The 26,224-nt window shown below is 70.8% G+C and carries 24 protein-coding genes and 1 tRNA gene; 17 read left to right on the plus strand and 8 right to left on the minus strand.

What is annotated here, in order from left to right:
• The first annotated feature begins 18 nt into the window (after nt 1–18).
• A complete protein-coding gene (locus WME96_RS26650) occupies nt 19–762 on the plus strand; it encodes a hypothetical protein (protein WP_433926675.1) in 744 nt (247 codons plus the stop codon).
• Between the two features lie 307 nt (nt 763–1,069).
• Here WME96_RS26650 and WME96_RS26655 read toward each other — a convergent pair whose 3' ends face one another.
• Nucleotides 1,070–1,987 carry a hypothetical protein gene (locus WME96_RS26655; RefSeq protein ID WP_437284402.1) on the minus strand — a complete coding sequence of 306 codons (918 nt, stop codon included), beginning with the start codon at nt 1,985–1,987 and terminating at the stop codon, nt 1,070–1,072.
• Nucleotides 1,988–2,576: 589 nt separating this feature from the next.
• Between WME96_RS26655 and WME96_RS26660 the strand changes: the two genes are divergently transcribed.
• From WME96_RS26660 to tssG, 5 genes are all read left to right on the plus strand, one after another.
• Entirely contained in the window at nt 2,577–3,086 is a 510-nt protein-coding gene (locus WME96_RS26660; protein WP_437284403.1) for an Hcp family type VI secretion system effector, read from the plus strand.
• Nucleotides 3,087–3,220: 134 nt separating this feature from the next.
• Entirely contained in the window at nt 3,221–3,706 is a 486-nt protein-coding gene (gene tssD, locus WME96_RS26665; protein WP_437284404.1) for a type VI secretion system tube protein TssD, read from the plus strand.
• Between the two features lie 46 nt (nt 3,707–3,752).
• A complete protein-coding gene (gene tssE, locus WME96_RS26670; protein WP_437284405.1) occupies nt 3,753–4,172 on the plus strand; it encodes a type VI secretion system baseplate subunit TssE in 420 nt (139 codons plus the stop codon).
• A gap of 73 nt (nt 4,173–4,245) precedes the next feature.
• Nucleotides 4,246–6,015 (plus strand): type VI secretion system baseplate subunit TssF, encoded by a 1,770-nt coding sequence (gene tssF, locus WME96_RS26675; RefSeq protein ID WP_437284406.1) that lies wholly within the window; start codon nt 4,246–4,248, stop codon nt 6,013–6,015.
• Nucleotides 5,979–7,112, plus strand: a complete 1,134-nt coding sequence (tssG, locus tag WME96_RS26680) for a type VI secretion system baseplate subunit TssG (RefSeq protein WP_437284407.1) — start codon at nt 5,979–5,981, stop codon at nt 7,110–7,112. Before tssF ends, tssG begins: the two co-directional genes overlap by 37 nt.
• A gap of 131 nt (nt 7,113–7,243) precedes the next feature.
• On the opposite strand, the gene WME96_RS26685 is transcribed toward tssG, so the two are convergent.
• On the minus strand, nt 7,244–7,951 hold the full coding sequence (locus WME96_RS26685) for a hypothetical protein (RefSeq protein WP_437284408.1): 708 nt from the start codon (nt 7,949–7,951) through the stop codon (nt 7,244–7,246).
• A gap of 147 nt (nt 7,952–8,098) precedes the next feature.
• Between WME96_RS26685 and WME96_RS26690 the strand changes: the two genes are divergently transcribed.
• Nucleotides 8,099–8,806 carry a hypothetical protein gene (locus WME96_RS26690; RefSeq protein ID WP_437284409.1) on the plus strand — a complete coding sequence of 236 codons (708 nt, stop codon included), beginning with the start codon at nt 8,099–8,101 and terminating at the stop codon, nt 8,804–8,806.
• Between the two features lie 101 nt (nt 8,807–8,907).
• Complete coding sequence (locus WME96_RS26695) at nt 8,908–9,972, plus strand: hypothetical protein (RefSeq protein ID WP_437284410.1); 1,065 nt, start codon at nt 8,908–8,910, stop codon at nt 9,970–9,972.
• 199 nt (nt 9,973–10,171) lie between these two features.
• On the opposite strand, the gene WME96_RS26700 is transcribed toward WME96_RS26695, so the two are convergent.
• Both WME96_RS26700 and lon read right to left on the minus strand, forming a co-directional pair.
• Nucleotides 10,172–10,879, minus strand: a complete 708-nt coding sequence (locus tag WME96_RS26700; RefSeq protein ID WP_437284411.1) for an FHA domain-containing protein — start codon at nt 10,877–10,879, stop codon at nt 10,172–10,174.
• A 773-nt stretch (nt 10,880–11,652) separates the two neighbouring features.
• Complete coding sequence (lon, locus tag WME96_RS26705; protein WP_437284412.1) at nt 11,653–14,106, minus strand: endopeptidase La; 2,454 nt, start codon at nt 14,104–14,106, stop codon at nt 11,653–11,655.
• A 341-nt stretch (nt 14,107–14,447) separates the two neighbouring features.
• Between lon and WME96_RS26710 the strand changes: the two genes are divergently transcribed.
• Together WME96_RS26710 and fmt are read left to right on the plus strand one after the other, a co-directional pair.
• On the plus strand, nt 14,448–15,281 hold the full coding sequence (locus tag WME96_RS26710) for a formylglycine-generating enzyme family protein (protein ID WP_437284413.1): 834 nt from the start codon (nt 14,448–14,450) through the stop codon (nt 15,279–15,281).
• A 73-nt stretch (nt 15,282–15,354) separates the two neighbouring features.
• Nucleotides 15,355–16,290: a methionyl-tRNA formyltransferase gene (fmt, locus tag WME96_RS26715; RefSeq protein WP_437284414.1), complete on the plus strand. Its 936-nt coding sequence runs from the start codon at nt 15,355–15,357 to the stop codon at nt 16,288–16,290.
• Nucleotides 16,291–16,324: 34 nt separating this feature from the next.
• Here fmt and WME96_RS26720 read toward each other — a convergent pair whose 3' ends face one another.
• From WME96_RS26720 to deoC, 3 genes are all read right to left on the minus strand, one after another.
• Nucleotides 16,325–17,164 (minus strand): aldehyde dehydrogenase family protein, encoded by an 840-nt coding sequence (locus WME96_RS26720; protein ID WP_437292362.1) that lies wholly within the window; start codon nt 17,162–17,164, stop codon nt 16,325–16,327.
• A 125-nt stretch (nt 17,165–17,289) separates the two neighbouring features.
• Complete coding sequence (locus WME96_RS26725) at nt 17,290–18,846, minus strand: aldehyde dehydrogenase family protein (protein ID WP_437284415.1); 1,557 nt, start codon at nt 18,844–18,846, stop codon at nt 17,290–17,292.
• 93 nt (nt 18,847–18,939) lie between these two features.
• Nucleotides 18,940–19,893, minus strand: a complete 954-nt coding sequence (deoC, locus tag WME96_RS26730; RefSeq protein ID WP_437284416.1) for a deoxyribose-phosphate aldolase — start codon at nt 19,891–19,893, stop codon at nt 18,940–18,942.
• 78 nt (nt 19,894–19,971) lie between these two features.
• Between deoC and WME96_RS26735 the strand changes: the two genes are divergently transcribed.
• From WME96_RS26735 to WME96_RS26750, 4 genes are all read left to right on the plus strand, one after another.
• Nucleotides 19,972–20,730 (plus strand): peroxiredoxin, encoded by a 759-nt coding sequence (locus WME96_RS26735; RefSeq protein WP_437284417.1) that lies wholly within the window; start codon nt 19,972–19,974, stop codon nt 20,728–20,730.
• A 133-nt stretch (nt 20,731–20,863) separates the two neighbouring features.
• On the plus strand, nt 20,864–21,829 hold the full coding sequence (locus WME96_RS26740) for an alpha/beta fold hydrolase (protein ID WP_437284418.1): 966 nt from the start codon (nt 20,864–20,866) through the stop codon (nt 21,827–21,829).
• A 58-nt stretch (nt 21,830–21,887) separates the two neighbouring features.
• Nucleotides 21,888–21,962 (plus strand) — tRNA-Thr (locus WME96_RS26745).
• A gap of 417 nt (nt 21,963–22,379) precedes the next feature.
• Entirely contained in the window at nt 22,380–23,042 is a 663-nt protein-coding gene (locus WME96_RS26750) for a hypothetical protein (RefSeq protein ID WP_437284419.1), read from the plus strand.
• Here WME96_RS26750 and WME96_RS26755 read toward each other — a convergent pair.
• Nucleotides 22,943–24,292, minus strand: coding sequence for a serine/threonine-protein kinase (locus WME96_RS26755; RefSeq protein WP_437284420.1), 1,350 nt, complete (start codon nt 24,290–24,292; stop codon nt 22,943–22,945). The two genes, WME96_RS26750 and WME96_RS26755, sit on opposite strands and share 100 nt — an antisense overlap.
• A 156-nt stretch (nt 24,293–24,448) precedes the next feature.
• On the opposite strand from WME96_RS26755, the gene WME96_RS26760 reads away from it, so the two are divergent.
• From WME96_RS26760 to WME96_RS26770, 3 genes are all read left to right on the plus strand, one after another.
• Nucleotides 24,449–24,757, plus strand: a complete 309-nt coding sequence (locus WME96_RS26760) for a hypothetical protein (RefSeq protein ID WP_437284421.1) — start codon at nt 24,449–24,451, stop codon at nt 24,755–24,757.
• Nucleotides 24,754–25,488, plus strand: coding sequence for a sigma-70 family RNA polymerase sigma factor (locus WME96_RS26765; protein ID WP_437284422.1), 735 nt, complete (start codon nt 24,754–24,756; stop codon nt 25,486–25,488). The genes WME96_RS26760 and WME96_RS26765 overlap by 4 nt, the downstream gene beginning before the upstream one ends.
• A gap of 228 nt (nt 25,489–25,716) precedes the next feature.
• Nucleotides 25,717–26,205, plus strand: coding sequence for a DUF6036 family nucleotidyltransferase (locus tag WME96_RS26770; RefSeq protein ID WP_437284423.1), 489 nt, complete (start codon nt 25,717–25,719; stop codon nt 26,203–26,205).
• Nucleotides 26,206–26,224: the final 19 nt, after the last annotated feature.

The raw sequence follows: 26,224 nt of genomic DNA on the forward strand, positions 1-26,224 counted from the left end.
CACGCGGCGAGCCGCGCCTTGGGCTCGCCGATCTTCGCCGGTGGCGCAGCCGAACGCGAGGCGCCGTTCATGCGAATCAGGGAGAAAGTCGTAGCAGCAGGTTGTCTGGCCGTCGCCGCGTGCCTCCTCGCCCCCGGCGAGGCGGCTGCGCAGACGACGGTACGCCGCGATGAGAGCTGGGCCACCGTCTCGGATGTGAGCCTCGTGCTGGGGACATCGGTCGTCTTCCTGATGCCGCGCGTCTACTACAGCGATCCCGAGGCCACGGTCGGCTGGAAGGGGCGCTGGCATTTCTCGGTCCTGGCGCCTGCCATGACCATGACGGCGCTGACGCTGCTCGTGGACCTGCCGATCAAGGACGCGATCGAGTCGCCGCGCCGGGGTTGTGGGATTGACCAGACGAAGACGGCCGTGTCCGACTCGAACTGCGAGTCCTTCGGCGGCCCTTCCACGCACGCGTTCGCCTCGTGGGGCGCGACGGGCGCGGGCACGGGCATCTTCCTCGTCGACACCTTCCGTTACTCCTCTGGCCGCTTCAACGCCGGTGGTTTCATCGGCAACGTGGCTTTCCCCCTCACCGCCTCGGTGGTCACCTCGATCGCCCGCGGCGTCGCCCCCGGGGACAATCGGCCGCACGAGCACGCCGGTCAGATCGCGATCGGCGGCGTCACCGGCTTCCTGAGCGGCCTCGCTGTCGGCACTGCCTACGCGATGTTCCAGCGCCCGAACTGCGGTTACGGCAACGCCCTGTTCTGCTGGTAACCGTCTCGCCTCGCCGGCGAGGCTGTGACCTCGCCGGCGAAACCGCCGCGCCATCGTCGGACACCCTTCTCAAGCTTCGGCCCAACATCACGCCTCGCGACGGCGCCCCCTCTTCCCCCGGTAGAGAGGCTGGGGGGGCGGGAGGGGGAGCGCCGGGAGGGCGGGCGGGGACGGGCCGATGGCCGAGCAGATCCACGCGCGGCTCGTCCGCGCCCCGCGCGGGAGAGCCGCGCGTCCTGCGAGTTCGGCGGGCCCCACCCGCCCCCCCCGCGCTCTCCCCTCCCGCCCCCGGGCCGCTGCTGCCGCTCTAGTCCTGTCCGACGACGCGCTCCCAGAGCGGATCGTTCGACGAGAAGAGCGTATCCCGCTCCACCCGGAGGAAGCGCTGGAACTCGACGCGGCGGAGCTCGCGGTCGCTGTCGCGGCTGCCGTCCTCGTACTTCACGATCTTCACCCGCACCTGCTCGAGGAGCTGGATCCCGTTCGGTTTGTACGAGACGTCGGTGCGCAGCACGTAGCGGGCGTAGAGCCCGCGCTCGGTGACCGAGGGGACCACCGCGGTCCGCTCCAGGTCGACGGAGGCGGCCTCGATCAGCCGCCCCCTCCGCGCGAGGTAGAAGTGGGCTCGTTGCCTGCAGTCGTCGGGATCGGGGCAGCTCTTCGTCTCGGCCACGACGAGGTTGTCGTTGCCGAGGCGCACCGGCGACAGCTTGGTCCCCTTCCCTGGCGCGCGGAAGCTGCCGACGCCGTAGACGTCCGCGCGATCGCCGGCCGCGCGCACGAGCGCGACGAGGCCGCCCTCGTCGCCGTTCTCGAACTTGAGGACGCGCACCCAGATCGCGCGCAGCCCCTCCGGCCCCGAGCGGATCTCGACCTCGTCGGGGTCGATCTTGCGCGGCCAGCCAGTTTTCGAGACGCCGCCGCGCAGCGTCTCGTTGGCGAACACGTAGTGGCCGGTGCAGTCGACGTCGGTCGCCCCGATCCCGCGCTGCTCGCTGTAGCTGGGGACGACGATCCCCAGCCACTGGTCGGCGTCGAGGGTGCGGACGGCGGCCTTGTCCCCCGCCGCGCGCCGCGCGGGCGGAAGCTGGGCGGTGCACACCGGGATCGGGTTCTGCTTGCGTGTCTGCAGCTCGCCGTGAGGCTGCTCGGGGTACGATCCGCAGCCCGTGAGGGCGGCGGCGAGCCCCAGGCCGACGACGGAGCCGAAACGAACGATGCTCACGCGCCCTTCGTATCATGCAAGGCATCGCCGAGGCGAGTTCGCGACCGAACACCTGGCCGGCCAGCGCGTGGCCTGCCTGCCCCGTTGGCCGGCCACACGCTGGCCGGCCACACATTGGCCGGCCAGCCGCGTTGGCCGGCCAGGCCACCTTGTTCTCCATGTCGGCTGTCGCGCCCACCCCAGGATCGAGCCGCCGCATCGCTCATCGTCACGTCGCCCACAGCGTCCGCAGCTTCGCAACGCGCTGGACACGCCCATGCCTCCTTATCGAAGCGGTGTCACGCCGACGGAATATTTCGGCCATCGGGAACGGCGGGGAACAGCGGCGAACAGCGGCGAACAGCGGCGAACAGCGGCGAACGTAGGCGAACGGCGGCCACCCGCTGTTCTGGGACACAAAAGTCTTGACGCTCCCATATAGGGAGTTACCTTCTGGACTCCCTGCGATGAGCAGGGATAGAGATACGATGAGAGTCTTATCTCTAGATATCCAGACTCCTACTCCCGACGGGACGAACCGTCTGCCAGCGCGCAATGGGGCGTAGACTGAGCCCAGGCGGCGAGACCTCGAAGGAAGAGGCATTTGATCATGGCGTTGCAAGCTCATCTTAAGCTGAAGGGTGTCACGCAGGGTCCGATCGACGGTTCGGTCACCCAGAAGGGCCGCGAGAAGTCGATCGCCATCATCGCGGTGCAGCATCAGATCGTGAGCCCGCGTGATCCGGCGACCGGGATGCCGAGCGGGAAGCGGCAGCACAAGCCCTTCGTGATCACGAAGGAGCTCGACAAGGCCACCCCCCTCCTCTACAACGCCTTGGTCAACAACGAGAGCATCTCGGAGTGGGAGCTCAAGTTCTACACGCCGGGTACCCAGGCGGCGAAGAACATCGGCAAGGAGCAGAACCACTACACGGTCAAGCTCACGAACGCGACCGTCGCGAGCATCGACTTCTACATGGAGAACACCCGCCGGCCCGACGCCCGGGAGATCCCCGAGTACGAGAAGATCGCCTTCACGTACCAGAAGATCGAGTGGTCGTACGATGACGGCGACGGCGCCCGCCAGGCGGACGACGACTGGGAGTCGCCGAACCAGTAGCGCCTAGCGGCTGAGGTCTCGTCGCACCGGGCGGCCTTCGGGTCGCCCGGCTGCGTTTGTCGTCCTGATCTGGGGGTGCCAGGGGGCCTCAAATCAGGCATGGCCATCACGCGCAGCAGGATCAGAATGTTGGCATGCCCCTCCACGCCTACCTCAGACTCGTCGGCGCAAGACAAGGGGAAATCAGGGGCTCCGTCACGCAGAAGGGGCGTGAAGGTAGCATCCTGGTGACTGAGGTATTCCACTCGCTGGTCGGTCCGCGCGACCCGGTGACCGGGCGTCCGACGGGCAAGCGGATGCACAAGCCGTTCATCGTCACGAAGGACCTCGATCGGTCCACCCCGCACCTCCTCGACATCCTCAGCCACAACGAGAACATCCCGCACTGGGAGCTCCAGTTCTACCGGTCGGTCGCGATCGGCGTCGAGCGGCCGATCTTCACGGTCCAGCTCACGAACGCGAACATCTCGAGCATCCAGTTCCACGTCTTCAACGTGAGGAACCCGGTGCTGGCGCGCGTGCCCGAGCAGGAGGAGGTCGCGTTCACGTACCAGAAGGTCGTCTGGACCTGGAACGATGGGGGCCTCTCCGCCGAGGACGACTGGCTGACCCCGCGCTGAACGAGCGGGCTTCCGCTCGAGGCGCGAGCTGGTCTACGATTGCGCCGTGGCCGGCGCATCGCTCCTTACCCGCATCGTGCACGCTGCCGACCCGCACTCGACGGAGCGGCACACGTACCGGGATCACGACCTGGAGTCGGCGATCCTGACGCACCTCGCGCACATGCTGAACACCCGCCAGGGCAGCTCGCTGACCTGCCCGGACTACGGCCTCATGGAGGTGTCCGAGGTGCTGCACGAGTTCCCCGAGGCGATCGGCCTGGTGCAGCGCTCGATCAAGAACTGCATCCAGACCTACGAGCCACGGCTGAAGAACGTCCAGGTCCGGCACCTGCGCAGCGACGCGATCCAGGCCATGGTCCTCGAGTTCGAGATCACCGCGCAGATCCAGTTCTCGGACGGCCGGCGCCAGGCGCTCCGGCTCGGCGCCGCGGTGGACCAGAGCGGCAACGTCCGGATGACGTAGCGTCGATGGGCCGCCGGGGCGCTCGGCGGTTGACACGCTTCGGCCCCGGCGGTCGACTGGCGGTGACGAGAGGATGTTCAACAAGTACTACCAGGACGAGCTCACCTACCTGCGCGATCTGGGGCGGGAGTTCGCCGCCGCCTATCCCGGGATCGCGCCCATGCTCGCGGAGCGCGGCGGCGACCCCGACGTCGAGCGGCTGCTCGAGGGCGTCGCCTTCCTGACCGGCAAGATCCGCCAGAAGCTCGACGACGAGCTCCCCGAGGTGATCCACTCGGTCGCGTCGCTGCTCTTCCCGCACTACCTCCGTCAGATCCCGGCGACGTCGATCATCGAGTTCACGCCGCTGCCGAACGTCGTGCGCGAGAAGCTCGTCGTGGCCCGGCACGCGGAGGTCGGGTCGGTGCCGGTCGACGGCATCTCGTGCCGGTTCCGCACGACGCAGGACGTCGAGCTGGTCCCGCTCGCGGTCGAGGACGTGCGCGTCGACACGGGCGCGCAGCTCGCGCAGACGCTCCGCATCGAGCTCCGCCTGACGGGGGGAGCCGCGCTGTCGAGCCTGTCGCTCTCGTCGCTGCGCTTCTACATCCACGGCGAGCGCCGGCTCCAGGACGATCTCCGCCTCTGGGTCGGCGCGCACGTCGATACCGTCGCGCTCGCCGCGGTCGACGCCGCGGGTCGCGACACGACGATCGCGTCGCTCCCCGCGCGCGCCGTGCGGCTCACGGGCTTCACCGACGAGGAGGCGCTGATCCCGTACCCGAAGACCGTCTACCCCGGCTTCCGGCTGCTCCAGGAGTTCTTCACGCTGCCGCAGAAGTTCGCGTTCTTCGAGGTGACGGGCCTCCAGGCGCTCTCGACGGAGCGGATCTCCGATCGGTTCGCGATCCTGCTGCAGTTCAAGGACGGGCTCCCGCCGGGGACGCGGGTCGGCAAGGAGAACCTCCGGCTGTTCTGCTCGCCGGTCGTCAACCTGTTCGAGCACACGAGCGATCCGATCAAGCCCGAGGCCACCAAGCACGAGTACCTCTGCCGCCCGGCGGGCGCGGCGCCCGCCGCCTTCGAGATCCACAGCATCGACAAGGTCGTCGGGATCGCCCGGCGCACGAGCCAGCGCGTCGAGATCCCCTCGTTCTTCAGCTTCCAGCACGAGCTCGATCCCGAGGCCGCCGCGCGGACCATCTTCTATCAGGCGCACCTCCGCCCTGCCGCGATCGGCGACGGGATCGACATGTACCTGTCGTTCGGCTCGCCGCAGGACGCGGGGGCCTTGCCCGAGTTCGACGTGATCAGCATCGAGGCGACGAGCACGAACCGCCGCCTGCCGGCGCAGCTCAGGGTCGGCGATCTCCGGGTGCCGACGGCGACCTCTCCCGCGGTGGCGAGCTTCACCAACCTCACCGGCGTCACCGCGCCGCTCCCGCCGCCGATCGGGCGCGAGCTGCAGTGGCGCGTGCTGGCGCACATGGCGATGAGCTACCGATCGATCACCGAGCTCGAGGTGCTCCGGGCGACGGTCGATCTCTACAATTTCCAGGCGATCGTCGACCGCCAGGCGGCGCGCGCCAACCAGCTCCGCCTGGCCGCGATCAAGTCGATCCGGGTGCGGCCGACGGATCGGCTGTACCGCGGAGCGCCGGTGCGCGGCGTCGCGGTCGACATCGAGCTCGATGAGGGCGGGTTCGTCGGCGAGGGGGAGATGTACCTGTTCGCGAGCATCCTGAACGAGATGCTCGGGTCTTACGTCTCGTTGAACTCGTTCACGCAGCTGACGGTCACCGGCACGAACACACGCGTGGTGCACAAATGGGAGCCGAAGAGCGGCAGCCTGACCCTGATCTGAAGGCCGCTGCGCCGAGAGGCGCCGCGAGCGCCGACCCCGCCGCGCTGGAGACGCTCCGGCGCTTCGAGGCGACCGCGCCGCGCTTCTCGTACTACCGCCTCATTTACCTGCTCGAGCGGCTCTTCCCCGCCGCGCCGCCGGTGGGCCAGCTCGGGCCCGTGCAGGACGAGCGCATCCGGCTGCGCGGCGACCCATCGCTCATCTTCGCGTCGAGCGACGTGAGCGAGCTCGCGGTGGTCAAGTCGCCGGACGCGGTGCAGCGCGCGCGCGTCTCGACGACGTTCCTCGGCCTGTACGGCTCGGTGTCGCCGCTGCCGGCGTACTTCATCGAGCAGATCGCGCTGGCCGACTACCAGGGCGGGCCGCAGCCCATCCGCGAGCTCCTCGACGTCTTCCATCACCGGCTCCTGTCGCTGCTCTACCGCGCGTGGACCAAGTACCGGCTGCCCGTCACCTACCGCAAGCAGGGCGCCGATCCGTTCTCGCGCCGCATGCTCTGCGCGGTCGGGCTCGACGGGTTCCGCGACTACGAGACGCCGCTCGATCGCTTCTTCTTCCTCCGCTACGCGCCCATCCTCGCCGCGAAGTCGCGCTCGGCGCGGAGCCTCGAGACCGTGCTGTCGGAGATGCTCGGGAACATCGACGTGCGCATCGAGCAGTTCGTCGGTCACTGGACGAAGATCGAGAAGCCGTTCAGGAACAAGCTCGGCGTGATGAACCACCAGCTCGGCGAGAGCCTGACCCTGGGGCGCTACGTGTTCGACGGCTCGGGCCGCTACAAGGTCGTGCTCGGCCCCGTCGGCTACGACGAGTACCTCTCCTTCTTGCCCGGGGGCCACCGTCAGGAGCTCGTGCGCGGCATCATCGAGACGTTCACGCCGGGCATCCACGACGTGATGCTCGAGATCCACGTGGACACGGAGGAGGCGCCGCGGTTCCAGCTCGGCTCGCCGCGCGCCGCGACGCTCAAGCGCACCGCGTGGATCGGCGGTTCCGCGGCGGAGCGGCTCGTGATCACGATCCCGCTCGACGACAAGCACCTCGCGGGCAGCGACGATGCGGACGACGAGGATCGGGGCGAGCCCCCGCCGATGTGAGCCAGATCGAGCGGAGCCGCCGGAGCAGCGCGCCGCGGTCGCGACGCGCGGCGCCGGCGAGCGAGGTCGCGGCGCGCCAGATGACCGCGACCGCGCCCGGCGTCAGCGAGCGCGGACGCGGCTCCCGACCGTCAGTAGACGGTGAGGCTCTGCAGCGCCGCCGTGATCTCGTCGGCGTTCGCGTCGATGTTCTCGTGGTGCACGATCTGCACGAGCAGGATGCGGCGAGGGCTCCGGATGAGGATCTCGTGGGCGAACGCCTCGGAGATGGGCTTCGAGGGGATCTTCGCCTTGACGACGTAGCTGCGCCCCTGCGTGTTCGCGGTCGCCACCGGCGCGCGGCCGGAGAGGATCTCGGCGCCCTGCTCCTCGAGGTCGGCCTCGTAGCGCTTGAGTACGTCGGGCCACGGATCCTCGGGGCTGTCGATGCGCTCGTAGATCGAGAACAGGAACTGGCGCGGGGACTGGTACGTGATGAACCGGCGCTCGGCCGTGTAGTCGGCGCCGCCGACGTTCCAGTCCATCGGGCGGCTCATGCGGACGTCGCCGTTCATGAGGCCCACGCCGATCCTGCGGGGCACCCGCTCCGTTGCCGGGGCGTCGAGCGGCGGGAAGTACACCTCGAAGCTGGAGTCCTTGCTCAGGAGGCCGGCGGCGCCGTGCAGGTAGAAGACGTCGTCCTGCCTGGGGGCGGTGGGCGATCCGCCGCAGCCTGCGAGCAGCGCGATCGCGGCGACGGCCGCGCAGGACGCTCCAGCGCGCCGTGGGGTGGCTGCGAGCGGACGCCTGGCGCGGAGGGCGGGGGCGTGCGCGAGCATCGGCATTCCGAGGTGCCTCATCGGCCGAACTCTAGGCCAGCGGGGGCGCGCCAGCCAAATGTTCGCAGAGGAGTTTGCCCTCGAGGCGTCCGGCATTGAATGATTGCCCGGCCCGGGCAGCGCTGCGCCCGCCGATCGAGGCGGCGCTCCAGGTGCCGCGAGAGAGCCATGTCGAACGAAAGCAAACCGAGCCGCAAGGGCGCGCCCGCCGGAGCACCGGCGGCGAGCGCGCCGAGCCCCCCCCGCAGCATGAGCCACGATCGCGAGCGTCCGGCGCCGAGCCGCCGCGCGCCCCGACGCCCTGCGCTGGCAGCGGCCCTCGCGCTTGCGCTGGGCGTCCCGGCGTGCAGCGGCATCGACGCCGGCGTCGAGTACCCGAGCGACCTGCCCGACATCGACCGGTACCTCTTGACACCCGAGAACGGCGCGGATCCGTCGCTCACGCTGGGCGAGTTCAAGGTCGGCCCCGAGACGTGCCAGGGCGTCGACACGCACCCGGTCACCCAGAAGCTCTCGCCGGACGATCTCACCCGATTCCTCGCGGCGCAGGGCGCCGGGAGCATCGCCCCGAAGCAGGCGCGGTCGAACCTGTACTGGTTCGACTTCCCGTCGAGCGACAAGTCGTTCGTCCGGCTGCGCCTCGCGGTGCTCGAGGACCCGAAGCACGCCACGCAGGATCTCCACGATGCGGTGCTGCAGCACGGTCCGGGCTGGTGGGGCGTCCGCCGCTCGAACCTCGCCGTGCTCGCGCCGAAGGCGAGCCTGAGGGAGGCGATGGCGTTCGCCATCAAGTACAAGCTCGTCTGCTGGGGGGTGTTCACGTACGCGGGCCACGACGACGCGTACGTCGTCCCCGGGCCCTACGCCGAGCTGTGAGCCGAGCCGCCGGCGCGGGGGGCGGAGGCGCACGCCGGTGCCGCTGCGGGCGACCTCTGCGAGTCTGGCCTACCCGCACGGAGACCGCGTAGACTGCGCCCATGCGCCGTTACGTCTTGCTCGCCGCCGCCGTCGCCCCGATCCTCGCCGTGACCGCGGCCGTCTCTGTGCCCGGTTGTGGCGAGGAGTTCGAGAACATCTGCGTCTTCCTCGACGACTCGAGCAGCTGCTATCACAAATTCCGGACCGAAACCTCGACCCACTGCTGGCCGTCCGGCGAGAGCTCACCAGTCGGTACCTTTGCAAGCCGAGAGAAGCTGGACGTCTGCTTCCTCGAAGGTGGCGGGCAAATCGTCTTCGATCCCCCCCTTGACATCGCGGCGTTTCCGCCGACGAGCATCGCGTTCAAGCGCCTCGATACCCAGGCAGCAGAGTGCGGCGCTGTCATGCTCTCAGGAGAATTCAGCTACTCGGTGACCGTTCAGGTCCCCTGCACCCCTGAGGATGTCGACGCTGGCGCAGAAGAGTGCGCGGATCCCGGCACCGACAGCACCGGCCAAATCGGCAGGACGATCACACTGGCGACTCCAGAGGCCAGGGACGTCCTCGACGTGAGTTGTGCAGACGGAACATCTCACCACTTTAATCGCGTCGACATCCAGGAGTGCGCGGTCAGAGGACAAGCCAAGCTGCAACCTCGAGCCGTGCTGGAGGCGAACCCTGGCAACCAGCCTCCGCCGGATGCGGACCCGACGATTCCGGAAACGACGGAGACCTATGGTGGGTTTATCAAGCTCAGCATTCGCTACCCGCAGAGCGAGGCGACAGAGGAGGTGGAGGAGAACGGTAAAAAGGTGAAGCAGGTCCTCAAAGACCCTGAGGTCATCGAATACTTCAATTGCCGTATCCCGCCTCCTGCGCCGATCTGCGCGAACGGTCAGAAGGACGGGCTGGAGACCGACGTCGACTGCGGAGGCACGCTTTGCGACAAGCGGTGCGGCGATGGTCAGTCCTGTGCTGTGAATGAAGATTGCGCAGGAATGCCGTGTGCGCTCGACAACAGCGGATTCCTCAAATGCCAGGCGCCTGATGACAGCAGCAGCGCAAGCACGACGACGGGAGGCGGCGCGGGCGCGGGCGGCTCGGGGGGCGCAGGCGGAGAGTAGCCATCGGTTGCTGTCAGGCCGAGATCTCGGGCGCTACCCCCTTCTCGGCTGCACCGACAGCAGCGCTCAGCGGCAGGATCGCTCCGGGCTGGCCACCTCGATCTCTGCGCTGGAAGCACGACAGCTCGCTCGCCGAGGCGCCCCTCTGTTCCGCTGCAGGCGCAGCGCCGTTCATCGGCGCCAGGCGGGACGCTTCAGCTCACGCCACCAGCACCTTCACCACGAACGTCGTGCTTCCGAGCCGTAATCGGTCGTTGTCGCGGAGCTGTCGGCGCTCGCCCTGCGCGAGGCGCTGCTCGTTGACGAAGGTGCCGTTCCGCGAGCCGTCGTCCTCGATGAAGACCTGGCCCGTCGTCGGGTCCGCATGGAGCGACGCATGGCGCGAGGAGGCGCTCGCGTCGGCGAGCCCGATCCCCGTCCCCGGGTCCGCCCCGGCGCGCCCGACCTGGGTGCGGCCGCTGTAGATCGGCCAGAAGCTGCCGCCAGGATCGTTCTGGAACGTCACGATGAAGCCGACGAGGACGCGCGACGGCTGCGCCGATACCGCCGGTGCGACGCCCGGGACCGCGCCCTGAACCACCGGCGGCGCGACGATCGCCGGCGCCCTGACCTGCCCCGCCGCGGGCACCCCGCCCTGCACCAGCGGCGGCGGCGCGACCGCGCCTCCCTGCACCAGCGGCGGCGGCGCCACCAGCCCCGGCGTCCCCGTCGGTACCGCCGCGGGCACCCCGCCCTGCACCAGCGGCGGCGGCGCGACCGCGCCTCCCTGCACCAGCGGCGGCGGCGCCACCAGCCCCGGCGTGACCATTGGCGGGGGCGCGACCATCTGCGGGGGCGCGCCGAACACCGGCGCCTGCGGGACGGGCTGCTGCGCCATCGCGCCGCCGAGGCCCGCGCCGGGCACCATGCCCGGGATCGGCGACGCAAGCGGCGGCTGGGCAGGCGTGATCCCGGGCGTGTTCAGCTGAGGTGACGACGGCTGCGACGTGAGCCCCGCCGAAGGCGCCGCGCGCGCCCACGGAGAGACCGGGAAGGGAGCGTCCGCGCCCGTCGAGAACGGGGTGGCGCCGCCAGGCGAGGCAGGCGCCGCAAGGCTGCCCCCGAGCCCAACCGGCTGAGGCGGAGGCGGATAGGCGCCCTGCCCGCCCCCCATCGCGCCGTAGCCCGGAGACACTGGCTGCGGCACCGCGGCGCCATAGCCGGAGACACCCGGCTGCGCCGGGTAGCCCGGAGGGCCGGGCTGAGCGTAGGCGCCCCCCGCCTGCACCGGCGGCGGCGCGACCGGGACAGAGGCTCCGGGAGCTGCGCCGGCCACGCTCGCCCCACACATCGAGCAGGCAGTGTCTGTCTCCTTGAGCATCCACGCGCAGTTCGGGCACGGCCTCATGCGTCGATGAGGCTACCGATTCGCTTGACATCCGTCGAGACGAAAGGCCGACGGAAGGAGTGCGCGCATGCGTCGCGCGCGTGCTGCGATGCGCGGGTGCCGCGACGCGATGCGATGCACGTGTTGTTCGGTGAAGCGGAGGCGTGACGCGAAGCCAAGGCACCGCGCGCACAGCGGTTCAGACGCCGCGCGCACAGCGGGCGCCATCGCGCCCACGCCCCTCTTGACGAAAAAGGCGCCGCGCGTTCAAGCCGCGCGGCGCCCACGGAGACAGGTCGCTCAGCGATCAGGGATCAGTTGCTGGCGATCGAGCTCTTCTCCGACTTCTCGAGATCCTTCTTCTCGCCGTCCTTCGACTCCTCGGTCACGGGCGCGGGCTCGGGCAGCCGCTCGAGCGCGGCCTCGAGGACCTGCTCCATCCGGCTGACAAAGAAGAACTGCAGCTCGTCCACGACCTCCTTCGGGACCTCCTCGAGGTCCGCCCGGTTGCGCTCGGGGACGATGATCCGCTTGATGCCGGCGCGGTGCGCCGCCAGCACCTTCTCCTTCAGACCGCCGATCGGGAGCACCCTACCGCGGAGCGTGATCTCACCCGTCATCGCGACGTCGTGACGGACCTTGATCCCGGTGAGGAGCGAGACGAGCGCCGTGAACATCGTCACACCCGCGCTCGGCCCGTCCTTGGGCATCGCGCCGGCAGGGATGTGGATGTGCAGATCGCTCTTCTCGAGGAAGTCCTTCGCGATGCCGTACCTCGCCGCGTTGCTGCGCACGAAGGACAGCGCCGCCTGCGCCGACTCCTTCATCACGTCGCCGAGCTGGCCGGTCAGCTGGAGCTTGCCCGTGCCGTACATCCTCGTCGCCTCGATGAAGAGGATCTCCCCGCCGACGCTCGTCCACGCGAGGCCCGTCGCGACGCCGGTCTCGGCGGTGCGCTCGGCGACCTCGCTCGTGTACTTCGCCGGGCCGAGGAACTCGTGCAGGTCGTCCTCGTTGTCGACGCGCCGCTTCTGCGCGTCGCCCTCCGCCACCTTCACCGCCACGCCGCGGATGACGCCCGCGATCTGCCGCTCGAGCGAGCGGACACCGGCCTCGCGCGTGTAGTGATCGATGATCTCCTCCAGCGCCTTGTCCGTGACCTCGAGCTGCTCGGTCGTGAGCCCGTGCTCGGAGAGCTGCTTCGGCAGCAGGTGCTGGCGCGCGATCGCGAGCTTCTCCTTCCGCGTGTAGCCGGGGATCTCCAGGATCTCCATGCGGTCGCGGAGGGGCGGCGGGATCGGGTCGGCCACGTTCGCGGTCGCGACGAACATCACGTGCGACAGGTCGTACGGGATCTCCAGGTAGTGATCCGCGAACGTGTTGTTCTGCTCCGGGTCGAGCACCTCGAGGAGCGCCGCCGAGGGGTCGCCACGGAAGTCGTGCCCGATCTTGTCGACCTCATCCATCATGAAGACCGGGTTGATCGTCCCCGACTTCTTCATGCCCTGGATGATCTGACCAGGGAGCGCGCCGACGTAGGTGCGCCGGTGGCCGCGGATCGCCGCCTCGTCGTGCACGCCGCCGAGCGAGACGCGGTGGAACTTGCGGCCGAGGGCGCGCGCGATGCTCCGGCCGAGCGAGGTCTTGCCGACGCCGGGCGGCCCGAGCAGGCAGAGGATGGGACCCTTCTTGTCCTGCTTCAGCTTGCGGACCGCGAGGTACTCGAGGATGCGCTTCTTGACCTTCTCGAGGCCGTAGTGATCCTCGTCGAGCACCTTGCGGACACTGCCGATGTCGAGGTTGTCCTGCGTCGACTGCGTCCAGGGCACGTCGAGGATCCAGTCGAGGTACGTCCGCACCACGGTGTACTCGGCCGAGCCGACCTGCATCGTGCGCAGCCGCTTGAGCTGCTTCTTCGCGACCGTCTCCGCCTCGGTCGGCAGGTTCGCCTTCGCGATGCGATCCTCGAGGCCGTCGAGATCACCCTGATCGCCGTCGTCCTCGCCCAGCTCCTCCTTGATCGCCTTGAGCTGCTGGCGCAGGACGTACTCGCGCTGGTTCTTGCCCATCTCCTCCTTGATCTGGGAGTTGATGCGCTCGCGCATCTTCAGGATCTCGAGCTGCCGCGTGAGCAGCCGGAGCACCTTGCGGATGCGCTCCTTGACGTCGATCGTCTCGATGAGCTGCGCCTTTTCCTCGACCGGGGCGTCCAGGTTGGCCGCGACGAGATCGGCGAGCGCGCCGGGCGCCTGGATGGAGTCGATGAGCGAGCCCGCCTCGCGCGGCAGCTCGGGCATGAGCTGGATGACCTGCTTCGCGATGTCGCGCAGGCTCATCGCGAGCGCCTCGGCCTCGACGTCCTCCGTCGCCGGCTCGTCCATGCGGCGGATCTTCGCGCGCAGGTACGGCGTGTGCGCGGTGACGCTGTCGAGCCGGATCCGCGTGAGGCCCTGCAGGATCAGCGAGTAGTTGCCGGAGCTGTGCTTGAGCGCCTTCAGCACGCGGGCGGCGCAGCCCATGGGGTACAGGTCTTCAGCCCCGGGATCGTCGGTCGACGGATCGCGCTGGGCAAAGATCGCGATGACCGGGCCGGGGAGGTTGTCGACATCCTCGACGAGCGCGACCGACTTCTCGCGGCCGACATCGAAGGGCGCAACGGCGCCCGGGAACAGGACCGCATTGCGAATCGGCAGGACCGGCAGCTCGTCGCCGAAGACGACCTCTTCTTCGGAGCGCGGCGGCATCGGCGGGTTCTTTTTCTCGGACATGGCGATCTCCTCTAGGCACCCGACCGGGGGAGGTAAACCCCTTCATGAACCTGCGGCCGGGCCGCGCGGTCGACGCGCGCCCCGGTCATCTTGGCTTGCATCCAGACGGATGAGAATCGTGCGACGCGGAGCCTGCTGGCGTGAAGACAGCCCGCGAGGCTACGGGAGCTCACCATAGACACGGCGCATGCCGCGTGCCACAGCCCTGGCCATTTTTTTGAATGAGGATACGCTGCGGTCAGCTCCGACCTGCAGCGCTCGCCCGTTGGTCGACGCGGCGCAGGATCCTCCACGGCGGATCCGCAGCGGAGAGGACCGATCGCCGGAGCCCTCGCTGAACGATGATCGATCCCCTGCTCGGCCTCGGCGCGCTCGCGCTCGCGATGCTCAGCCTGCCAGCGGCGCCCTCCCTCGATCCCGGGCCCAGCGCGGCGTGCCCGGCGGACATGCGGCTCGTCACCGGGACGCACCACGACGACGTGCAGCATGTCTGCGTCGAGCCGGTCAAGAGCGGCAAGGCGACCCACTGCTTCGCCTACTGGGAAGGCATCACCGCCGAGGAGGGGCCGACGACCGAGATCTCGGTGTGCATGGACCAGTTCGAGGCGCCGAACCAGCGGGGCGCGAAGCCGCTCGTGATGCAGTCGTTCGAGATGGCGACCGCCTGGTGCGCGGCGCGCGGCAAGCGCGTGTGCGCCGAGCAGGAGTGGGAGCTCGCGTGCGAGGGCCCCGAGCGGCGTCCGCTCGTCTATGGCTGGCGCGTCGACAGGGCGGTCTGCAACAGCGGCAAGGCCTGGCGGCAGGTCGACGAGCGGAAGCTCGGCGCCTCCGGCGAGGTCGCGCAGCGCGAGGTGGAGCGGCTCTGGCAGGGCGCCCCGAGCGGCTCCTACCCGGGGTGCGCGTCGGCCTTCGGCATCTTCGACATGATGGGCAACGTCGAGGAGTGGGTCGCGTCGCGCCGCGGGCGCCGGTGGCCGGGCGCGCTCATGGGCGGCTTCTGGGCCAAGCCGTGGACGGGGTGCCGCGGTACGAACGACGCGCACGACCCGAAGTTCGTGTTCTACGAGACGGGCTTCCGGTGCTGCGCGGACCCGCGCCCGACGGCGGCGAAGACGAGCGCGGCGGGGCGCGGCGGCGAGGACGAGCGCGACGGTCTTCCGGCGACGCGGCCCTGACGCCGCGCCGCGCGCGGCGGCGCACCGCGAAGAAGACGGCCAGAAAGCGCGCAGCTCCTGCTAGAGCTACGGCGTGCGCGCGCTCTTCTTCGGAACCCCAGCCATCGCCGTACCCTCGCTCGAGGCGCTCGCGTCGATCGCCGACGTCGTCGCCGTCGTCTGCCAGCCGGATCGGCCGGCCGGGCGCGGGCTCGATCTGAAGGCACCGCCGGTCAAGGTGAAGGCGGGGGAGCTCGGCATCCCGGTGGTGCAGCCCGAGAAGATCCGCACGCCCGAGTTCGCCGCGTGGGTGCGGGACGCCGAGGCCGACGTCGCGCTGGTGATCGCCTACGGGCGCATCCTGCCGAGGGCGGTGCTCGAGGCGCCGCGGCGCGGCTGCATGAACCTGCACGCGTCGATCTTGCCGCGCTACCGCGGCGCCGCGCCGATCACGTGGGCGATCGTCGGAGGCGAGGCGGAGACGGGCATCGCGCTGATGCAGATGGACGAGGGCATGGACACGGGGCCGGTCTACGCGGTGCACCGCACGCCGATCGGCCCGGATACGACCGCCGATGAGCTCGCGGCCGAGCTCGGCGCGCTCGCGGCGCGCGTCGTGCGCGAGGACCTCCGCCGCGCGGTCGACGGGGAGCTCGCGCTGACGCCGCAGGACCACGCGGCGGCGACGCACGCGCCGCTCCTGAAGAAGGAGGACGGGCGCATCCGGTGGGATCGGAGCGCACGGCAGATCCACGATCACATCCGCGGGATGACCTCGTGGCCAGGCGCCTTCACGACGATCGAGGGCAAGGCGCTCAAGGTGCTGGCGGCGCGCGTCGAGAGCGAGGCGGCGCACGGCGAGGCGCCGCCGGGGACCGTGGTGATGGCCGCCCGCGGCGTCGTGATCGTCGCCTGCGGATCGGGCGCGATCCAGATCCTGCGGGCGCAGGCCGAGGGACGGAAGCCGCTCGCGGCAGCGGATCTCGTGGCCGGGCGGACGCTGCAGACGGGGATGGTGCTCGGTCGCTGAGCCGTGGGCGCGGCGCGCCTCCGGCGCTCCGGCGTCACGGCCCTGCCGGGTGCCATATCGTCTTCATCTCGACGAACCGCTCGATCCACCGGGGCGACGTCGCCGCCCTGTCGTCGAACCACGCCGCCTCGTCGAGCGCGCGGGCGCGCACCCGCTTGACCGTGGCGGCGGCCGCGTCCTCGAGGCGCCTTTGCAGGGCCGCGTCCACGCCGTGCAGATCGAGCGCCGCGACCTCCATGTGCGCGGCGAGGTGCGGCAGCACCTCCGCGAGCTGGCCGGTGAGGATGTTGACGACGCCGGCCGGGAGATCGCTCGTGGCGAGCGCCTCGCTGAAGACGAGGGCCGTGCGCGGATCCGCCTCGCTCGCGAGCACGACGCAGGTGTTGCCAGCGGTGATCACCGGCAAGAGAGCGCCCGCGAGGCCGAGGAGCGCCGGGCGCGGCGGCGCCGCGATGACGACGACCCCCATCGGCTCGGGCACCGTGAAGGTGAAGTGCGGACCGGCGACCGGGTTCAGGCTGGAGAAGAGGCTCTGGTACTTGTCGGCCCAGCCCGCGTAGGCGACCGCGCGATCGATCGTCGCCAGGACCTCGCGCTGCGCAGCGCCGGCGTCGAGCCCGCCGCGCTCGAGCGAGGCCGCGAGCTCCGCGCGCCGCGCCTCGAGCATCTCGGCGAGGCGGTAGAGGATCTGCCCGCGGTTGAAGGCCGACCGCGACGACCAGCCGCCGAGCGCGCCGGCGGCCGCGAGCACCGCGTCGCGCCCGTCCTTGCGGGACGCGCGCGGGATGTTCTCGACCGCGCCCGCGCCGCCATGATCGCGCACCTGCGTGTACCTCCCGGATTCCGAGCGCACGAACGCCCCGCCCACGAACATCTTGTACGCCTTGCGCACGCCGACCCGCGCGCCCGCCTCGCCCGTCGTGGCGTCGGCCGCGCCGGCGCCATCGCCCGTCGACGCGCGTCCCTCGTTGCCGCTGCTGTCCTGGTTGCCGAGCGCCATCAGTCCACCTCGAGGTAGGCGAGCAGCCCCTGGCGCCCGCCCTCGCGGCCAAAGCCGCTCTCCTTGTAGCCGCCGAACGGGGAGCTCGGGTCGAACTTGTTGAAGGTGTTCGCCCAGACGACGCCGGCGCGCAGGCGCTGCGCGACCCAGAAGCTCTTCGATCCCTTGCCGGTCCAGACGCCGGCCGACAGCCCGTACATCGTGTTGTTCGCCTTCTCGATCGCCTCGTCGGGCGTGCGGAAGGTCAGGATGGAGAGCACCGGGCCGAAGATCTCCTCGCGCGCGATCCGGTGCGACTGCGCGACGCCCGTGAAGAGCGTCGGCGCGAACCAGTAGCCCCGCTGCGGCAGCGCGCAGCTCACCGAGAAGCGCGCTGCCCCCTCGCGCTCCCCCGCCGCCACGAGCTCCTGGATCTTCTCGAGCTGCGCCCGCGAGTTGATGGCGCCGACGTCCGTGTTCTTGTCGAGCGGGTCGCCCACGCGCAGGGTCGCCATGCGCTCGCGCAGCTTGAGGAGGAGCGCGTCGTGGATGCTCTCCTCGACGAGGAGGCGCGAGCCCGCGCAGCAGACGTGCCCCTGGTTGAAGAAGATGCCGCCGATGATCCCCTCGACGGCCTGGTCGAGCGGCGCGTCCTCGAAGACGATGTTGGCGGCCTTGCCGCCGAGCTCGAGGGTGAGCTTCTTGCCCGTGCCGGCGAGCGCGCGCTGGATGCGCTTGCCGACCTCGGTCGAGCCGGTGAACGCGACCTTGTCGACGCCGGGGTGGCCGACGACCGCGGCGCCCGTCGCGCCCGCGCCCGTGACCACGTTGACGACGCCGGGCGGGAGGTCGGCCTCCTCGATGATCTTCGCGAGCAGGAGCGAGGTGAGCGGCGTCGTCTCGGCGGGCTTGAGGACGCAGGTGTTCCCCGCCGCGAGGGCCGGGGCGAGCTTCCACGCCGCCATGAGGAGCGGGAAGTTCCACGGGATCACCTGGCCTGCGACGCCGAGCGGGCGCGGGTCGCGCCCCGGGAAGGCGTGGTCGAGCTTGTCGGCCCAGCCCGCGTAGTAGAAGAAGTGCGCGGCCGCGAGCGGGAGATCGACGTCGCGGGACTCCTTGATGGGCTTGCCGCCGTCGAGCGACTCGACGACCGCGAGCTCGCGCGCCTTCTCCTGGAGGGCGCGGGCGATGCGGTAGATGTACTTGCCGCGATCGAGCGGGCGCAGGCGCGACCAGTGCTTCTCGTACGCGGCCCGGGCCGCCTGCACGGCGAGGTCGACGTCCCGCTCGGAGGCCTCGGCGAACTCGCAGAGCTTCTCCTCGGTCGACGGGTTGATGCTGTCGAGGTAGCGGCCCGACTCCGGAGCGCGCCACGCGCCGCCGATGAAGAGGTCGTACCGCGGCGCGATCTTCACATGGTCGCGCCCCTCGGGCGCCGGCGCGTAGCGCCAGGCGTCGCCGAACACGATGGCCGCGTCCGCGGCGGCGTCGCGCGCGGGGCCCGCGTCCCGAGCGGCGATCGTCTCCCGGGGCGCGCCCCCGTCGCCGCCTGCGGCGGCGGTGCTCTTGTCGCTCATGGCGCGCACTCTACGCCCGCGGCCGCTGGTTGAACATCGGAGCGGGCGTGGCCGCGCGCGGCAGGCCGGATCGCGCGCGGCGGCCGCGCCGGGTCAGTCCTTGCTGAAATAGTCGCCGCTCTGGTAGGCGCCCGTCCGCTCCTTCTCGAGCTGCATGAGCACGTCGTTGAGGAGCGTCGACGCGCCGAAGCGGAACAGGTCGCTGGTGAGCCAGGCGTCGCCGAGGGTCTCCTTGACCATGACGAGGTAGTGGAGCGCCTGCTTCGCCGTGCGGATGCCGCCGGCCGGCTTCATCCCGACGCGCCGGCCGGTCGCATGCGCGTGATCGCGGATCGCCTCCAGCATCACCAGCGTCACCGGGGGCGTCGCCGCCGGGGTGATCTTCCCGGTCGAGGTCTTGATGAAGTCGGCGCCCGCGAGCATCGCGATGCGGCTCGCCTTGCGGACGCGGTCGTAGCTCCCGAGCTCGCCTGTCTCCAGGATCACCTTGAGGTGCGCGTGCCCGCACGCCTCCTTGGTGGCGGCGATCTCGTCGTACACCGCGGCGTACTCGCCGGAGAGCATGGCGCCGCGGTCGATCACCATGTCGATCTCGTCCGCGCCGAGCTCGACCGCCTGGCGCACGTCGGCGAGCTTGACCTCGAGCGTCGACAGGCCGCTCGGGAACGCGGTCGCCACACTCGCCACCTTGACGGACGAGCCCTCGACCGCTCGCCTGGCGACCGGCACGAGCTTGGGATAAACGCACACCGCCGCACAGGAAGGGATGTCCGCGCGCTCGTGGGGCCGAAGCGCCTTCTGGCAGAGCTGTTGGACCTTTCCCGGCGAATCTTTCCCTTCGAGGGTGGTGAGGTCCATCATGGAGATGGCGAGCTTGAGGCCGGCGACCTTGGCCGGGCCCTTGATGCTCCTTTTGCCGAGCCCGCCTGCGCGCTCTTCGACCATGACCTTATCCACGGTGGGCGAAGAGAAATCGGGGTAGGTGATTCCCCTGCCCTGGCGCACCGCACCGTCGGTGGCGCCGCGCTCGCTCCCCAAGATCGCCATCGGTCTCGTCTCCTGTCGGCGCAACGTATCAGAAGCGTCGGATCGATCCTACCGAGTGCGTGCTAACGTGGCGCTCTAATGAAGAGACGCTTCCCGACTGCCCTCGTTTTCGTCGTTGTTGCTGTCGTCTTTGCCTTTGTCTCGCTGCTCGGGTGCGGCGCGGCCGAGCGCCCCGATGGTGGACAAGGGCTGCTCCCGGTCGGCGCGCCCGCGCCCGACGTGTTCGCCGCCGATCAGCACGGTGCGATCCAGCGCCTGTCGGACCAGCGGGGTCGGGCCGTGGTCGTGTACTTCTATCCGAAGGACGGGACGCCGGGCTGCACGGAGGAGGCGTGCGCGTTCCGCGACGCGTGGGATCGCTTCAAGCAGGCCAACGTCCAGGTCTTCGGCGTGTCGTCCGACACGCGCGAGTCGCACGAGGCGTTCGCGACCGAGCACAGGCTGCCGTTCCCGATCCTGGTCGACACCGATCACACGTGGGCCACCGCGTTCGGCGTGCCCCTGCGGCTCGGGACGATGGCGCGCGTGACCTTCCTGATCGATCCCGACGGCAAGATCGCCAAGGTGTATCCGGACGTGGATCCGGGGGTGCACGCCGAGGACGTGCTGAAGGACGCCGCGCAGCTCACGGGCGCGGCGCTCCCGGTGGCGCCCGCGGCCCCTGGCAGCGCCGCGCCGGCCGCGTCGGACGGCGCGGCGCCGGGCGCTGCGAGCGCGGCTCCGGGCGCTGCGAGCGCGGCGCCTGCGGGAGCGGCGACGGGCACACCGGTGCCGGTGGCGACCGGGGCCATACTGCCCCCCGCGGCCCCTGCGGCGCCGACGCCGGCGAAGCGGTGACGACGCGCGCGCCGCGCGCACGCGACGCGGGATGGACGCCGCGCGACGCGGAGCAGAGGGGCGCGCACCGGGCGGCGAGCGCGGTGCGCGCGGGGGGTTGACGGGAGCCTCCGCACGGGCGAGCACGCGCGTGGTGCGTAGGTCGTCGGACACCTGGAAGGTCAACGGGCTGGAGCTGTGCGTCCATCGCTTCCGCGACGAGGGCGCGCAGCCGACCGGCCTGACGTTGCTGCTGCTCCACGGCTTCCTCGACGCCGGGAGCACGTGGGACCTCGTGGCCGAGCCGCTCGCGCGGTCAGGGCACGACGTGGTCGCGCCCGACCTGCGCGGCTTCGGCCGGAGCGCGCGCGTGGGCGCAGGCAGCTACTACTACTTCCCCGACTACATCGCGGACGTCGCGGCGCTCGTCGACGCGCTCGCGCCGGCGCGGCTCGGCGTCGTGGGTCATTCGATGGGCGGCGCGGTCGCGGTGTACTACGCCGGCGCGTGCCCCGAGCGCGTCGAGCGCCTGGCGCTCCTCGAGGGCATGGGGCCGCCGGCGAACGCGCCCGAGCTGGCGGTCACGCGGATGGAGACGTGGCTGCGCGAGATGAAGGGGATGGATCGGGCGCCGCGGCGGCTCTCGTCGATGCAGGACGCGATCGCGCGGCTCGTGGCGAACCACCCGCGCGTGCCGCGCGAGGTGCTGGCGACGCGCGCACCGCTGCTCACGCGCGAGGAGCCGGACGGAGGGCTCGCGTGGGCGTACGATCCGATGCACCGGACGACATCGCCGTTGATGTTCCAGGTGGACGCGTTCAAGGCGTTCCTGGAGCGCATCGCGTGCCCCACGCTGCTCGTGAGCGGCGGGCCGCACGGGTGGCACCCGCCGGACGAGGCGGAGCGGGCGGCGCGGCTCCCGCGCGCGGAGCACGTCGAGCTGCCCGAGGCCGGGCACATGATGCACTGGTCGGCGGCGGGCGAGCTGGCGGAGCGGCTGGGGGAGTTCTTCGGCAGAGGGAGCGCAGACGCGGGCGCAGGCTCGGAGCCGCGGGAGCGCGCACCGGGGAAAGCCGGGGAACGTGACGGGGAAGGTGGGGCTGCCCGGGGGCGAGAATAAAAGCGCTTGACTTGGCAGGACGAGTGGGTAATCTGCGCGCCTCCTCAACGCGAGGCGTGCCACCTTAGCTCAGTGGTAGAGCAACGGTTTCGTAAACCGTAGGTCTCGGGTTCAAGTCCCGAAGGTGGCTCCAGGACAGTGTCAGCGTGTTCGCTCACCGCCGGGTGAGCAGGAGACCGCTGACGTGGGTGGTTCGCGCAGAGCGCGCGGCGAGCTCGGTTCCCGGGGAGCTTGGGGACTTGATGCGCGGCGCAGGGGGAGCTCACAAGGTCATCGCCGGAGCGGCCCCGGACGCTCCACCTCGATTCCGCGACGGCTCGAGGGGTATCCGCGTCGCCATCGCGCCCTCTGCGCCTGGCTGATCGCGGACAGCTCGCCGCGTGATCGCGATCAGCCTCCAGCCCCCTCCAGGACGAGTATTCCTTCGGATTTCACCCCCTGATCGAGCCGGCACGACAGGTGCTGAAGAGCCCGGTCGGATGCGATGGGCCTGGACCTCTGCCGAAGCGACAGGCGCTCTGCATGCTGGCCCGCGCGCATCCGGGATGAGGTGAACCATGTCGAGGAACTGGGATCAGACGCTCAAGGACTGGGCGAGACGATCAACGCCACCGACGAGGAGCGGGTCAGGAGCGCTCGCGAGGCGATCCAGCAGGCGATTCGCGGCGCGCCGAAGCTCGAGCAGAAGGGAAAGGCGTTCGACGTCCGCGCGTCCGGTGCTCGGCTCGACGCCGAAGTGGCGGTGTTCCTGAAACACCGCCGCTATACCGGCAAGAAGACCGCGACCGGGGCGTGGGAGTACATCGATGGCGTCGAGCTGCGACCGCGCAACGCGCCCGCGGAGCGCATCATCAACTGGCCGGAACAGCACTACGACCGCGGTATCGCGAAGAACGAGGCGACCAACAGGCGGTTCAAGCGCATGGTCCGCATCTTCAAGCGCCTGCGCGCCGACATGGCCGTGCAGGGGGACACCGAGCAACAGAGCGCCGCCGGACAGGTGCGGCGAGGACCGCTGGCATGGTACGGCTTGGCTGGAAGCAGAACAATCCTCGGTGAGGCCGCGGTGGCAAAGGTTCTCCGGGAGGGCGCACGCCGAACCTCGATCGTGCCTCAGCACCGCGTGAGCCCGACCATCACAGCAGCAAGAAGCGCCGCCGCCAAGCCCAGCAGCAGCGTCCCGAGAACGACCAGTCCCCACCGCCACCGCTGAGACGCCGCGCCCGTACTCACCGCGCCAGCCCTCGTCGGCTCCCAAGATTCCGTCTTCGTCAACCGATCTCCCGGTGGCGGCGCTACCACCTCTCGCAGCCCGTAGGCCGGATCCACCTTGAACCTCTGCGCCATTCCCAGCCTGCCCCGCGTGTCCGCCCCATCCGCCCTTCCCTCCGCAGCTCCCGCGACCGCGCTGCGCGCTGGCACGTCCCGCGCCGTCGCGACGCTCGGCGCTCGCCCAACTGGCAGCGCCTCCACTGGCCTCGCCGCCTCCCCGCGCGGCGCGCCCGCGAGCCCCCGGATCGCCCTCTCCCGCGCCGCATCCGCCGCCTCGCTCACGAGCTGCCGCGCGCTCGCGTCCTCCGGCGCCACCTCGGCCAGCACCACCGTCCGCGCCACCTCACGCAGCGCCTCCACGAGCTCCGCCGCCCGCTCGAACCGCTCTTCCGGTCTCTTCGCGAGGCACGTGGCCACCGCCCGCCACAGCGCCTCCGGGCATCCCGGCAGCACCTCCGGCAGCGGCGTCGCCTCCAGGTGCACGTGCGCCGCCTGGATCTCGGTCTCCCCGATGCCCGAGGCCTCGTCAAGCACCGCATACGGGTGCACCCCCGCCAGCATCTCGTACAGGACCACGCCGAGCGCATACACATCCGCGCGCGCGTCCACGGCGCTCCCGGCGACCTGCTCCGGCGCCATGTAGCGTGACGTCCCGATCACGCTCCCCTGCCGCGTCAGCCCGAGGCCGCGCGCGTCCTTCGCCACGCCGAAGTCGAGCAGCCGCGCATGCACGCCGTTGCTCACCAGGATGTTCTCGGGCTTCACGTCTCGGTGCACCAGCCCGGCCGCGTGAGCCGTCGAAAGCGCGTCCGCGATCTGGATCGCGTAGTGGAGCGCGCGCACCACGTCGAGCCGCGTGCCGCCGGCGATCATCTCCCGGAGCGAGACGCCGAAGACGCGCTCCATCACCATGAAGAGCCGCCCGTCCGCCGTCGCGCCGGCGTCGTACAGGCGCACGATGCTCGGGTGCGCGACCCGCGCGACGAGCTTCATCTCCCGGAGGAAGCGGTCGGCGTAGCGCGCCTCCCCCGCGAGCGCGCGGTGGATGCTCTTGATCGCCACCGGCCGCTCGAGCGTCGTGTCGAACGCAGCCCAGACCTCGCCCATCCCGCCGCGCCCGAGGAGGCGGTCGATCAGGAAGCGCCCCTGGAACAGCGCTCCGGGGCCCGGCAGATCATCGACGCTCGTCACCTCGCGACCCCCAACCTCGCAGCGCGCCACGCCGCAACACCCTGGCCATCATCGCTTCTCTACCCTTGTTGACCCTCCCGGGGAAAGGTAGCTTCGGGTGCCCATCGCGCGCTCCACGCACGCAGCGCCGGCGAGCAGCGCGCCCCCGGAGCCCCCATGTCGAGCCAGCGCCCCGAACCCGACGACGTCGATCCGACCCTCGAGGCGCGCGTCGACCACGCCGTCGCGCCCTACGCCGATCTCCTGCCCGCGCAGGATCTCGAGGCGCTGCGCGCGCTGACGGCGCGCTTCCTCGCGACGCACCCCGTCGCCGCCCCGCTCGTCGATCGGCTCCGCCCGCGCACGCCGCCAACCTCGAGCGGCGAGGTCGACCGGCGAGATCCGGCGGCGCTGGCCGAAGCGGCGCAGCGGCTCGCGGCCAGGTCGAGCGCAAACCAGGGACGCGGCCGAGGGGGCCCCCGATGAGCCCGGGCGACCGGGCGCAGAGGCCGCTGAGCCCCGACCAGCAGGCGCTCGTCGCGCAGGCCGTGCCGCTCGCAGAGAAGCTCTGCGACCAGTTCCTCCGGCGCACGCACGCGCGCTACGTGGCCGACGATCTCCGCTCCGCCGCGCTCCAGGCGCTCCACGAGGCCGCGCTCGGATACGACCCCGCCCGCGGCGTCCCCTTCGCGGTCTACGCGTGGCGGCGCATCGACGGCGCGCTCTCGGACACGCTGCGGCAGGAGTCGAAGCACTGGCGCGCCGCCCGCGAGGACGGCTACGACGCCGCCGAGGCGGTGGACGACGCGAGCGACCTCCTCGCCGACGGCGACGCCGAGACGACCGCGCACGTCGACGAGATGGGCGACCAGGTCGCCGCGGCGGCGGTGCTCGGCCTCGTGGGGCGCGCGCTCGCGGCGCCGGGCGAGGAGGGCGAGCGGCTCCGCGCCACGTACGACCGCGCGATCCGCGCGGCGGAGGACGCGCTGGCGCGGCTCACGGAGGAAGAGCGGCGCGTCCTCCTGCTCCATCACGTCGAGGAGCGGACCTGGCAGGCGATCGGCGACGCGCTCGGCTGCTCGGAGAGCACCGCCAAGCGGCGCGGCGCCGCGGCCCGGAAGCGCTTCGCCGCCGCGCTGCGCGCGGACCGGGAGCGCGCGCAGGGGGGCACGTCCGCGCCGGAGCGGGTGGGGCTCTCCGGCGCGACGTCCGGATGAGCCGGCGGCCACCTGCGAGCCGATCGCTCGCACGCTGAACGTGAGCACGGTACGCTTGGTCCATGGATGACGCCCAGGCACGGCGAAGGGCGCGGGCGAGCTGGGAAACTCGGATCTTCCGTGACGACCCGCAAGGCGAAGCAGACGCGGACGCGCGCTTCTGGGCGCGTATGTCGCCGGCCGAACGCGTCCTCGCCGCGTGGGCGCTGAGTCAGGAGATGCACGCCCTTGCCCACCCCGATGCTCCCGCCGCTGAGCCCGGACTTTCGCGATCTGTTGTACGAGTTATCCGCGGCTGAGACGCGCTTCCTCATCGTGGGTGGCTACGCGGTTGCACTCCACGGCCGTCCGCGCGCGACGAAGGACCTCGACGTCTGGGTCGATGCGACCAGCGAGAACGCCCCGCGTGTCATGAGGGCGCTCCGAGCCTTCGGAGCTCCACTCCAAGGTCTCGTTGAGAGCGACTTCGAAGTGCCGGGGCTCGGTCTGCAGATCGGCGTTCCGCCCCAGCGCATCGACATTCTGACCCAGACGAGCGGGCTCCGCTTCGAGGCGGCGTGGCCCAACCGCGTCGAGGTCGCCATCGCGCCGGACCTCCTCTGCCCGTTCCTCGGACTCGCCGATCTGCTGCAAAACAAGCGCGCAGCGGGGAGACCCCAGGATCTCGCCGATATCGCTGCCCTCGAGCGTGCCAGGGGGCAAACGCCAGAGAAGTGAGCGCTTCGCTGCCGCCCTG

It is taken from the genome of Sorangium sp. So ce406 (assembly GCF_051474675.1).
Taxonomy (GTDB): domain Bacteria; phylum Myxococcota_A; class Polyangia; order Polyangiales; family Polyangiaceae; genus Sorangium; species Sorangium cellulosum_G.